At 43.5% G+C, this 11,849-nt stretch carries 10 protein-coding genes; 6 read left to right on the top strand and 4 right to left on the bottom strand.

Going from position 1 to position 11,849, the window contains the following annotated elements:
- Positions 1 to 10 precede the first annotated feature (10 nt).
- The 5 genes from AC4MDD_RS03055 to AC4MDD_RS03035 all read left to right on the top strand — a co-directional run bounded on the left by AC4MDD_RS03055 (position 11) and on the right by AC4MDD_RS03035 (position 4,546).
- Complete coding sequence (locus tag AC4MDD_RS03055; RefSeq protein WP_058951656.1) at positions 11 to 733, top strand: glycerophosphodiester phosphodiesterase; 723 nt, start codon at positions 11 to 13, stop codon at positions 731 to 733.
- A 276-nt stretch (positions 734 to 1,009) separates the two neighbouring features.
- Positions 1,010 to 2,176: an acyl-CoA desaturase gene (locus AC4MDD_RS03050; protein WP_004697764.1), complete on the top strand. Its 1,167-nt coding sequence runs from the start codon at positions 1,010 to 1,012 to the stop codon at positions 2,174 to 2,176.
- A 74-nt stretch (positions 2,177 to 2,250) separates the two neighbouring features.
- Positions 2,251 to 2,580, top strand: coding sequence for a DHCW motif cupin fold protein (locus AC4MDD_RS03045; RefSeq protein WP_062031386.1), 330 nt, complete (start codon positions 2,251 to 2,253; stop codon positions 2,578 to 2,580).
- Between the two features lie 78 nt (positions 2,581 to 2,658).
- Complete coding sequence (locus tag AC4MDD_RS03040; protein WP_062031389.1) at positions 2,659 to 4,104, top strand: protein adenylyltransferase SelO; 1,446 nt, start codon at positions 2,659 to 2,661, stop codon at positions 4,102 to 4,104.
- A gap of 70 nt (positions 4,105 to 4,174) precedes the next feature.
- A complete protein-coding gene (locus AC4MDD_RS03035; RefSeq protein ID WP_062031393.1) occupies positions 4,175 to 4,546 on the top strand; it encodes an MmcQ/YjbR family DNA-binding protein in 372 nt (123 codons plus the stop codon).
- 225 nt (positions 4,547 to 4,771) lie between these two features.
- Here AC4MDD_RS03035 and AC4MDD_RS03030 read toward each other — a convergent pair whose 3' ends face one another.
- From AC4MDD_RS03030 to baeS, 4 genes are all read right to left on the bottom strand, one after another.
- Positions 4,772 to 6,106 (bottom strand): IS4 family transposase, encoded by a 1,335-nt coding sequence (locus tag AC4MDD_RS03030; RefSeq protein ID WP_201953753.1) that lies wholly within the window; start codon positions 6,104 to 6,106, stop codon positions 4,772 to 4,774.
- A 772-nt stretch (positions 6,107 to 6,878) separates the two neighbouring features.
- On the bottom strand, positions 6,879 to 8,234 hold the full coding sequence (locus tag AC4MDD_RS03025; RefSeq protein WP_062031396.1) for an amino acid permease: 1,356 nt from the start codon (positions 8,232 to 8,234) through the stop codon (positions 6,879 to 6,881).
- Positions 8,235 to 8,446: 212 nt separating this feature from the next.
- Positions 8,447 to 9,133, bottom strand: coding sequence for a response regulator (locus AC4MDD_RS03020; protein ID WP_491882271.1), 687 nt, complete (start codon positions 9,131 to 9,133; stop codon positions 8,447 to 8,449).
- A gap of 19 nt (positions 9,134 to 9,152) precedes the next feature.
- Positions 9,153 to 10,805 carry a sensor histidine kinase efflux regulator BaeS gene (baeS, locus tag AC4MDD_RS03015; RefSeq protein WP_062031476.1) on the bottom strand — a complete coding sequence of 551 codons (1,653 nt, stop codon included), beginning with the start codon at positions 10,803 to 10,805 and terminating at the stop codon, positions 9,153 to 9,155.
- Between the two features lie 137 nt (positions 10,806 to 10,942).
- Here baeS and AC4MDD_RS03010 point away from each other — a divergent pair, with 137 nt between their 5' ends.
- Complete coding sequence (locus AC4MDD_RS03010; protein WP_062031399.1) at positions 10,943 to 11,560, top strand: hypothetical protein; 618 nt, start codon at positions 10,943 to 10,945, stop codon at positions 11,558 to 11,560.
- Positions 11,561 to 11,849 lie beyond the last annotated feature (289 nt).

Below are 11,849 nucleotides of genomic sequence, written 5' to 3'. Positions count from 1 at the left end.
CAGGTTCAATATGAGAATCATCGGACATCGTGGTGCACGTGGCGAAGCCCCAGAAAATACACTCGGCGGTTTTCGATATATTCATGATCTAGGCATACGTGCGGTTGAATTTGATGTTCGTCAGCTCAACGACCATGAGCTGATCATTATGCATGATGACAACATGCTCCGAACCACTGGGATCGACCAAGCGCTCTACCCATTAAGCAGCACACAACTCGATAGCTATAACCAAGCACATATTTGGCTAGACTGGGAAAAGCAAAGTACCCCAACACTACGACAAGCACTCCAGATTATGCAGGACTTTGAACATCTTGAAGTTGAAGTCAAAGCTGTAGAAACACAAGCTGAAGCGGAACGACTAACACACCATCTCACACAGCAACTTAGAGGCTTTGAACACAGTGCGGTCATCACCAGTTTTGATCTTAAAATCCTACAAGCACTCCAAGATCAACACTCAACATTTAAACGTGGCTTATTGATTGAAGACGATATTCAACATCTTGCGATTGAACAAGCGCTCAAATACGACTGTTGCCAAATCGGCTGGATGAACCAACTGGCAACCGATGACTTGTTAAAAGCCACACAACAAGCGAATTTAGCCACTAGTGTCTGGACGGTAAATGACATCGAGCGCGCCAAACATTTACGTGACTGCGGCATTGATGGATTAATTACAGATTTTCCTAAAATGATGCTACAACATTTGATAGATGTGCATTGAACAGGCCACAGATTGACTTGAGTTTTACATGAGCAGTGGCACTGAAAATGTTTATTTTTCATATTGATCGCTCTGCTACGATAAAGCCTAGAAATGCTTCGATAATTTCGATATCTAAACATTCGTATTCTGTTACTGTTTAGTACAATACATCTGTACAATAATGCTAGTGAACCAAGGTTCGCTCATGCTAATATGCTGTAGCTTAATCCATGCAAAAAGTAATGGATTGACCTTCCATTTATACCTCCCAAGGTTTCAGGAGTGCTGTTGGAGATGAATGCTCCCCTACCCAAAGCCCCATTTAACTGGGTTGCAATTTTTGCATTGGTTTTTCTTCCCATTGTGGCTGTGATTGCAATTCCCTTATATGCCTTTCAGCATGATTTCAGCTTAGCCGCTTGGATCAGCATGTTTGTATTACTGGGTGTTAGTAGCTTAGGTATTACCGCTGGCTATCACCGCTTATGGGCACACCGTGCTTATGAAGCAAGCTTACCTTTAAAAATCATTTTGATGATTATGGGTACCTTTGCCGTGCAAAACAGTATTTTATTTTGGAGTTCAGGTCACCGGACCCATCACCGCCATGTCGATGATATCGAGAAAGATCCGTACTCGATTAACAATGGTTTTTGGTATGCGCACATGGGGTGGATGCTTCGTGACTATCCATCAGCAGAACCTGATTTTAAAAATGCACCCGATTTACTGAATGATAAATTGGTGATGTTCCAACACAAATACTATGTTCCTTTAGTAATCAGCGTCCACATGGGTATTTTATTACCGATTGGTTGGGCCGTAGGTGACTTATGGGGCGTGTTATTATTGGGTGGATTAATGCGTTTAATCCTGAGCCACCACGTCACGTTCTTCATTAACTCTTTATGCCACATGTGGGGCAAACGTCCATATACCGACGAAAATACTGCACGTGACAACTTCTGGTTAGCCATTGCCACTTGGGGTGAGGGTTATCATAACTACCACCACATTTTCCAATACGACTATCGTAACGGGGTGAAATGGTGGCAATATGACCCAACCAAATGGTTGATTTGGTCATGCTCAAAACTGGGTTTAGCTAAAAACTTACGTCGTATTCCGAGCTTTAATATTAAAAAAGCTGAACTTGCAATGAAGTTTAAATATGCTGAACAAGACTTAGAAGTTCATGGTCTGAATGTCAGTGATGACATTAGTTCCGCGAAAGCTCGTATTGCGCAAGAGTATGATGCATTCACCCAAACCTTGAATGACTGGGCAAAATTGAAAGAACAAGAAATTCAAGCCAAGAAAACAGCAGTGGCTGAAAAAATCCATCAAATGGATGAGAAGCTCAAAATTGAATTTCAATTGGTTGAACAGCGCTTAGGTCATCACCGTCAAACCTTGACCACACTGATGCGTAGCATTAAAAAAGCCCCTGTTTCACAATAATTAATCTCTGATTCAGCATTTCAAAAGAAAGCTCCGCAAGGGGCTTTTTTTAGCAGTTCATAAAGGATAACAGCATGGATATTAAGAATATTCCTTTCGGTATCACCAACTGGGCCGAGATACCAACCACCCGCCATACAGGTGATCAGGGTTATGCCCTATGGCGTACTCAGCAATTTGACGCGATTCGCGTGCGTATGGTGGAGTATTCGGAAAACTATCTGGCCGACCATTGGTGTTCTAAAGGACATATCCTGTTGTGCTTAGAAGGCGAACTACACACCGAACTAGATGATGGTCGTAGCTTTACCCTCACGGCTGGCATGAGTTACCAAGTTGCGGATCAAGCCGAAGCCCATCGCTCATCCACCTCAAAAGGTGCCAAACTGTTTATAGTTGACTGAAACAGTTGGATATATGTCTTAACACTAAAACTTTGCTATATTGATGGGGTCATGGCTTATCCCTTGTGATCCTTCACTATGCAGTTCAATTCACGCTATTCTCTCCTTCCGTCAAAACTTTATCACCATCAACAGCCCCTGCCACTAAAAGGCGCAAAAGCAGGTCACTTCAATGCAGCCTTGGCAGAACAGTTGCAATGGTCTGAAGCCGACAAACAGTCTTGGGTAGAGATTTGTAGCGGACAAAAAACCTTTAGTGAATTTGAACCATTGGCAATGGTCTATGCAGGACATCAATTTGGTCAGTGGGCAGGACAGCTCGGTGATGGTCGGGGTTTATTGATCGCACAGATTCTCAATCAACATGGGCAAACCATTGACCTGCATTTAAAGGGTGCCGGCTCTACTCCTTACTCACGTATGGGAGATGGTCGTGCGGTACTTCGCTCCGTCATTCGTGAGTACTTGGCTGGACATGCGCTGAATAGTTTAGGCGTGGCTTCAAGCAACGCGGTGGGCTTTACTTCATCAGCTCAAGGTGTGCAGCGGGAGAAACTGGAACTCGGTGCGATGATGTTACGTACATCGGACTGTCATATTCGCTTGGGACATTTTGAGTGGATAAACCAGTACCAACCTAATTTACTCGACGAATTTACCCAAAAATGCATCGCTTGGCATTACCCCGAGTGTTTAGAGGCAGAGCAACCTGTTTTGGCATTTGCAACTCAAGTGATTCAACGGACTGCAGTAATGATTGCCAAATGGCAACTGGTCGGCTTCGCACATGGGGTGATGAATACTGATAATTTAAACATTACAGGTTCAACCCTCGATTTTGGCCCTTATGGTTTTATGGAGCGCTTCCGCCCGAATTGGATTAACAATCACTCCGACTACCAAGGTCGCTATACCTATCAGCAGCAGCCGAGCATTGGACACTGGAACTTATGGACATGGTTGAATAACCTCATTCCACTTTGTCCGCAAGACTATGACAAAGAACAATGGAAGCAAGACCTTGCAGATTGCTTAGAGCACTATGAACCCACGTTCTTGGAGCACTACAAACTGGGTTTAAGTCAAAAAATGGGCTTACCTCATTTCCACATGGACAGTTTTGACTGTGCCATGACTTTCTTACGGATTCTACAAACCGAACAGCTCGACTACACACAAAGCTTTACGCGTTTACAGAATCAACAATATGAAACGATTAAAGATGACTGCCTTGACCGTCGTCAATTTGAAAGTTTCCTCGCACAATATGAACAAATTCGTGCAAATCAAGACACAACAGAACTCAATGTAGCCATGCAACAAGCCAATCCCGTTTATATCCTACGCAATCACATGGCACAAAAAGCGATTGAACTAGCTGAGCGGAATGACTTCTCAGAAGTCGAACGCTTATTTGACCTGCTTAGCCGCCCGTTTGAGCGGAATCTAGCACTAGAGAAAGCTGAGGATTTAGCACCTTTACCAACGGATGTTCCTGAGGTGATGGTGAGTTGTTCCTCTTAAGCATTTGGCTTAAACTGTGGATAAATTAAACAATATCCACAGGGCTTCGCCCACTAGAGTGATGATCAACATGTCCTTACACCTTATTGCTGCAAAAGCTGCACTTGCCCTGCCAGAAGTGACGTGTAGTCAGCCCTTTGGTGAAGGCTGTGATGTATATAAAGTCATGGATAAAATGTTTTTGCTCAATTCATCTTTAAGTGGCGCGGCTTTAAGTAACTTAAAAGTTACGCCTGACCACGGCGCGATGCTACGTGATATTTATCCGTATATTCATGCAGGTTGGCATATGAATAAAAAGCATTGGATTTCAATATATGAAGATGAAGACTTAGATCCGGATTTAGTCATTGATCTGGTACATAGCTCTTATGAGCTCGTGGTATCCAAGCTGAATAAACTACAAAGACAGCGAATCGCTGCGCTTCAAGCCATCACCTAAATATGTATTGAATGAAAAAATTTTTAATTATTCCTATTACATTTTGTAAAGCTCAACCCTATCACTGCATCAAACAGGTCATGGATTTGAACGTATATTGTCTCGGCTAGACAGTTTTTCGACGTTTTCTACGTATTGCCCATTTGAACCCAAATTTTGAAACTAAAAGTGAAATGAGGCATTCATAGATCATAAAAAAAGCCCGACATCCTGTCGCAATGCTGTTCACTTAAGAGGAGCAGCATTTCGATCTACTGGATAACGGGTTTTTGACATCTTAACCGTTCGGGGTGTTGTTGCCCTCGAACGCCTTTCCAGAAACAGGCTACCTATCCCTGATCTCAGCTCCGATAGCCGCCTGCCAGTTCTTGATAATGGGTTGGCATTCGCCATCACGATCAGCTGAACGGCTATGTACTGGCATACAGGCTTGAAACGGATATCCGAAGGTGAACGCCCAAAGGCTACCGCTGCAAATGCCGCTTCTCGCCGGATAATATTGTAGGTCAGCAATAGACCCCACAGCTCTTGATAAACCAGCTCTACTGTCTTGCTGCGAAGCGTGATGGCATTATGCTGCATCGAGCTTTTGATATCCCGAAAACCTAATTCGATTTCCCAGCGTTCTTGATAGAGTCTAGCGATATCCTTTGCAGGATACTGATCGGCCGGCAGCGAGGTCAGAACCGTCTTTATTCGTCCCTTATCCACAGCATAACTGACTTGCCTGACTTCCCAGTATTCGGGGAGCATCGGGTTGTTCTTTCTTGCTTGGGGTGATACTTTCATCCGTACCCGCACGTCATCTTCTGCATACGTCTCGATCACCTCACTTTTCAGATTTTTGCGTTCCGGAATCAACCAGTGACGACCTTGACCCTGCATCGAGAGTGAAAGCAATAAGTCCGCACTCCAAAAACCCTTGTCAAACAAGGTGATCGAATGATCGGGAATCTGGCTGAGAAACTTCGACGCCAGAGGAATCTCCCCCCGGCGATAGGGACTGATCTGCGCATCGACTAATATATGCGAGCGCACATTCATCAGTGCGACGAGCCGTAGCATCGGAAATGGCGTCTGGCGCTGCGTGGAAGTATTCCCTGAGCCAAAATGCTCACGAAGATCATTTGTATCTTGGGTTCGCAAGAGTGCACCGTCGACAGCAAAGACCTGAAGCCCCTGCCATTGATCATCTGGGTAACGCTCATGTCCCCAGTGCTGACCTGTCTGGCGAAACAGCCACTCCACAGGATCTGCACCCAAACGCTTACGTGCTTCAGTTACCCCGCTGCGTGCCAACAGGTCAAGAGAGGCCAGTCCTTGAGCGCAAATATTTAGTCTTCTTGCCACTTCATGGACAGGCTCATCACGAAAAATCGCCATTCCGAGAACCAGCCAAAGAACCTGATCTGCGGGCAAGCGTCGCCTGCGGATAGTAGCCGAACTGCTCAATTTAAGTGCAGATTCAACCCACTCAATGGGGATATTATGAGTAAATGTATTCAGATCCGAGAAGTTAAACAGACTGTTGAGGTCGAGAAGATCCTGCTGAAACACCATAAAAAATCCAATGCCAAACCCGACATCGGATTCTCTAACAAACTCCGCCACGCTTCAATTGCTTAAGTGAACAGCATTGCGACATCCTGTCGGGCTTTTTCGTATTGGTTAGCTAGGTATAACTCCTGTCGTACCTCACATCCTAGTGTTGAACTTATCATTTTTGTTTTATGTTTTGGAACTTCCTGTTCTCTATGACTGCATCATATAAAAAATCTTGGGACTGACCTAGACGCAATCCGCTTGAATAGTTGTAAGCCAAAACGTACATGGAAAAATAAGCTTAATTAGACTTACCCCCAAAATTATCCGCAGAAATTGTGGATAGTTTTCAGGACAACTGAAGCTAAACTTGACTCCTTAAAATGAATTTTTGAGTACTTTAAAAGCAACTTTATAGCTCAGTACTTCAATCTGTTGGAAATACAATCACTCTTTCTCGATTTTGCCTATTTAATTATCTATACATATCAATCCGAAAAGATGAAGTATGAGAGTCGCTCACTCTCCACCCAAGTTAATCAGCAGGTCATGCCAAACCTCAGATAAAGACCCATTGAGAATCAGTAAAATCTTGTTCATTTTCATATTCAGTTGCTGATTTGAATATCGACTCATCAACTTTGTCTAAAACAAACGTAAAAGTAAAAAGACAAACTAAAACATTATTTTAGATACTTATAATTCACCCATGAACCAGAACCCTAAATGATCAAAAACCCAATAAAAAAAGTACTCAATATGAGTCCTTTTCAACATCATCACTTGCGCTTTAGCTCTTCTTCGGCTTCAATGTTTTAAATAACACAAATAACACGAGGATCCACACAGGAAGCATCAACACGGAAAGCATAAAACCCTGATTCCACATGATATATAAAATCATCAGCATAAACACTAAAACAAAATAATTGCTAAACGGTGTAAATAACGCTGGAAACTTAGTTTGAATGCCCTGCTTTTTCATACTCTGTCTAAATTTAAGATGGATCAAACTGATCATCATCCAATTCAACACCGCCGCACTGACCACAATATAAATCAGATAACTGAGCGCTTTTTCAGGCAAGAAGTAATTTAGCAGCACACACCCAAAAATCAGTAATGCTGAAAATAAAACAGCCGCAATCGGTGTCCCTTGCCGATTCACCTGCTTAAAAACTTGCGGGGCATTGCCTTGTTCTGCCAGACCTAAAAGCATGCGACTATTGGCATACATCCCACTATTACAAACAGAAACTGATGCCGTCAGAATAATAAAATTCAGTAAATGCGCTGCCCAATCAATGCCAATTTGCTTAAAAATAAGCACAAATGGACTTTTATCTAAGCCACCCAAATCCAATTCATTCCAAGGCACTAAAGACAAAAGAATCGCCAGTGAGCAAATATAGAACAGGAAAACCCGAATCACCGTTTGATTGACGGCTTTTGGAATGTTCTTTTCAGGATCTTCTGTTTCCGCAGCCGCCATACTGATCAGCTCAATGCCGCCAAAGGCAAACATCATAAAGGCCAGCATATAAAACAAGCCTTCAAAGCCATGCGGGAAAAACCCGCCATGTGCCCATAAGTTCGTGACGGATGCGGTTGAACCGACATCAGCCGTCAACAACAGATAAACCCCGAAGATGATCATGGCGATAATCGCCACAACTTTAATCATCGACAGCCAAAACTCAGACTCCGCATACAGTTTGACATTGGCAAGATTGGCCAGTGTGATCACCACAAAAAACACCAGCACCGAGACCCACGCAGGAATATGTGGCCACCAGTAATTCACATATTTACCAATCGCGGTCAGCTCAGTCATCACCACTAAGATGTACAGCACCCAGTAGTTCCAGCCCGTTAAAAAGCCTGAAAACCGCCCCCAATATTTAAAAGCAAAGTAGCTAAATGAACCCGTCACTGGCTCATGCACAATCATCTCACCGAGCTGACGCATAATTAAAAATGCAATCAAACCGCCAATCATATAACCCAAAATAATCGATGGGCCAGCAGATTCAATAATATGTGCTGAACCTAAGAACAGCCCTGTGCCAATTGCACCACCCATGGCGATCAACTGGATATGGCGGTTCTTTAAACGGCGCTGAAGTTTAGGCGTCTCGCTGCTCAAAACACATGCTCATCTGATAAAAAAATGAATTGTACCGCTTGCACAGACGATCAACCAGTCTTGTCCTTTTAAATTGCAGATTGCTCGGTTTCATTTCACAAGCTAGAGGTTTAAGCGAACTGCTGATTTCGATTGCCGCCTTTGCTTGAATCCCATAAAAAAAGCGGATAAACCTCAGCTTATCCGCTTTTTTTATCGTTCAGAAAACTGAATTAATCTTCAGGATATTCAAAACGGTAGCCTACACCATATACCGCCTGCACCCATTCATGACGGTTACCTGTTTCAGCTGCATCCGAAATCTTACGACGTAAGTTCTTAATATGGCTATCAATCACACGGTCAGCTACTTCAAAACTGTCTGGGTTAATATGATCTAGTAACTGCGCACGTGAATAGACTTGTCCCACATGCTCTAAAAACAACTCCAGTAAACGAAACTCGGTCGGTGTTAGGTTTAAAGGCTTTTGTTGATACCAAATACGTTGCTGCGCTTTATCCATACGGAACAAAGACTGATCTTCAGGCTCAGCCTTACGCTCTAAACGGCGTAACACAGCTTGGACACGCGCTACCAATTCTTTCGGGCTAAAGGGTTTACACACATAGTCATCTGCCCCCATGTTCAAGCCAAGCACGCGGTCAATTTCTTCCGTACGTGCAGTGACCATAATGATCGGCAAATCAGACTGTTCACGGACTTTACGGCAAATGGTCAAGCCATCCATACGCGGCACCATTAAATCTAAAATCATCAGACTCGGTTTACGCTGCGTAAAGCTATCAAATGCGTCCTGACCATCGTGAAACATACTGACTTCAAAGCCCCCTGCTTCAAGATAATCGCGGACCAATTGTGCAAGTTCTACTTCATCTTCAACCAGCATAATATGTTTCATACATACTTCCTTTTGTGTTTCATTTTTTTGGGAACGTTAACTTGCAACGTAAACCACCCAAAGGCGAATGATCAAAACTCAATTCGCCGCCCAAAGCCTGAGCCAGTTTAGCCGATAAAGCCAAACCTAAACCTGTACCACCTGTGCTCCGCGTACGCGAGTCATCGACTCGATAGAAACGCTCACCGAGTCGTGCCAGTTGCTCATCAGTTAAACCATATGGACTGTCATCGACATAGACTGTCCAATCTGTTGCAGACTGTTCCGTATGGACTCGAACCTGACCACCCGCTTCGGTATAACGAATGCTATTGCCCAACAAATTGACCATGATTTGCTTAAAGCGGTCAATATCAAGTTGTAACTCGGCGCCCTCACCTTCGACACTAATGCTTAAATGGGCCTGTTCAAATTTAGGCTTAAAGTTTTCCACTTCTTGCTCAATCACCGCCCACGGGTTCACGGTTGCAAAGTAACAGTTTAATTGCTGTGCTTCCGCTTGTGCCAAATCAGCCAAGTCATGCGTGAGTTTTTTCAAGCTGGTGACTTGACGTAACATCGATTCAAAATGCTCAGGCGTTGGTTTTCGAATTCCGTCTTGCATCGCTTCGATCTGCGCTTGTAACACTGCCAGCGGTGTTTTCAACTCGTGCGAAGTATCTGACACCCACTGACGACGTGAAATTTCATGCTGATCTAAAATCACCGCCAGTTGGTTCAGTTCATTGGATAAATCACCCAGCTCATCGTTTCGATTCACTTTAACTTGATGCTGAAAATTACCCTTGGTTAATTCACGCGTACCATTCAATAAACGTTGAATTGGCGTCTTAAAATAAGTCGCAAGTAACAGTGCAGCAATTAAACTAGCAAAAACGGTTAAACCATAGACCAGCAATAAATAACGTTTTTGGTTACTAAAGAAGTTGATACTCAACGCATCATCTTGATCGAGAACTGGTTTCAGCCCCAAGTAGCCCACCACTTGGTTATTCACCACAATAGGACGGAAAGAAACTTGATCATCCGAGGGTTCACCGACCACAAACTGACGCTGCGTATCGTATAAAGACAAACGCGAGCTAAGACCTAAACGGTCAGGCGTGGAAATAAACTGTTTTTTGCCTGCGTTTTGTTTGCTCTCTTGTTCAATCTCTTCTTTTTTACGATCTGGACGGAAAACATTTTGATTGGCGCTGAGCGGAAACTTTAAACCTTCAAAGGGTTGAAACTCCGAAGGTAAGTTTTCCTCCAAAGCTTGCAGTTCTTGTTCGGTTAAAATCTGTTTTTCATGTTTGACTTCAGTGGTAGAGACATCACTGAGTAAGGTTTTGGTATTCTCTTTAAAATAACGCTGTTGCAGAGCAATATCGTACTGGCGGCGCAGCCACCAACGAGAGAGACGGTCATAATCATCTGGCGCGGCATGTCCTTCAATCTGCAAAATTTGTGCTTGAATGGCATTGCCCCAGTCATGATAGGTACTATAAACGCCAGCCAAGTTATCAATCAGATGATCGAGCTTTTGCATTTCCACGTCCGCCACATATTTGGCAAAATTCTTTTGCATCGTCCAATGCAGCACACCTAAACTCACCGTGGTAATCACCAAAGTGGTCAGCAATACAGTGAGGAATAAGCGTAAAGCAATCGGTACGCGGCGAATCTTCAAAAGCAATCTCTCGGTCGTTCTTTTGCCTTGTTATTGTATAGAACACTGCACCAAAAAACTCTCCATTGTTTCTACATCTTTATTATTTAATCTTTAATCATCCAAAATGAGATGCTCTTGTATGGGGGAGTTGTAGAATGAATAAGATGACAAAAATGGCTTTAGCCACTGCCAGCGTTTTATCTGTAGGTGCGTTGACTGCCTGTCAATCCACCCAAGCACCGAAAGATATGGAGCAGTCGCAACATATGCATGGTCATTATCAGAAAGACCGTCACATGACACCTGAACAACGCGAACAGTTTGAAAAAATGCGTACTGAACGTAAACAGGTCATGCAAGACATTAAAAAAGCCTGCGATGGCAAAGCAGTGGGTTCAGCAGTCCAAGTTAAAGCAGGTGAACAAACACTAGAAGGCACATGTGCGATTTCGTTTAAACCGAACCGTGATGAAATGAAACGTGGTGAACATCGACCAATGCGTGGTGATCAAGCCGATCGTGGTGAATTCCGTGGCATGCATATGCAGCGTGGCGAACCACTAACCGATGCGAAACGTGCTGAGTTAACCCAGCAATACGATCAACGTTTAGCTGAACGTCAAGCGCGTCAACAAGCCGCAACCAAAGCCTGCCAAGGTCAAACCGATGGTAAAGCCGTGCAGTTAAAAGTTGGCACACAAACAGTAGATGGCAAATGTATAGTTCACTTCCAGCCTAAAGCCCCTGTTTCAGCACCGAATAAGGCCGCTTAAGCCACTCTAAAAAGCATAAATAGATAAAAAAGGCGCAAATTGCGCCTTTTTTATTGGACATAACTTTTTACGCTTTTTGACTATTTATGTCATGCCAAAAGCAGCAAAACTGTTTACACTCAGTGCACTTAGCGATTTTGAATAATATTTATTTGACTTTACAGTCACCAAGAAAAGCACCCGAACCGCTTGTACCAAATTAGAAGATGTTGCACGATTAAGTTATTCCAATCCGTGTCAAAGAAGACACGTTTTTATGTTTATTAGGATTATAAGCTGGTTAAACCAG

The organism is Acinetobacter sp. CAU_H_29a_1, assembly GCF_058599505.1.
This window is presented reverse-complemented; position numbering and strand designations above follow the sequence as displayed.

What these genes read in the sequence shown, in the direction of transcription:
- AC4MDD_RS03055 (WP_058951656.1), top strand. Translation starts at nt 11, where the DNA reads ATGAGAATCATCGGACATCGTGGTGCACGTGGCGAAGCCCCAGAAAAT.
- AC4MDD_RS03050 (WP_004697764.1), top strand. Translation starts at nt 1,010, where the DNA reads ATGAATGCTCCCCTACCCAAAGCCCCATTTAACTGGGTTGCAATTTTT.
- AC4MDD_RS03045 (WP_062031386.1), top strand. Translation starts at nt 2,251, where the DNA reads ATGGATATTAAGAATATTCCTTTCGGTATCACCAACTGGGCCGAGATA.
- AC4MDD_RS03040 (WP_062031389.1), top strand. Translation starts at nt 2,659, where the DNA reads ATGCAGTTCAATTCACGCTATTCTCTCCTTCCGTCAAAACTTTATCAC.
- AC4MDD_RS03035 (WP_062031393.1), top strand. Translation starts at nt 4,175, where the DNA reads ATGTCCTTACACCTTATTGCTGCAAAAGCTGCACTTGCCCTGCCAGAA.
- AC4MDD_RS03030 (WP_201953753.1), bottom strand. Translation starts at nt 6,106, where the DNA reads ATGGTGTTTCAGCAGGATCTTCTCGACCTCAACAGTCTGTTTAACTTC.
- AC4MDD_RS03020 (WP_491882271.1), bottom strand. Translation starts at nt 9,133, where the DNA reads ATGAAACATATTATGCTGGTTGAAGATGAAGTAGAACTTGCACAATTG.
- AC4MDD_RS03010 (WP_062031399.1), top strand. Translation starts at nt 10,943, where the DNA reads ATGAATAAGATGACAAAAATGGCTTTAGCCACTGCCAGCGTTTTATCT.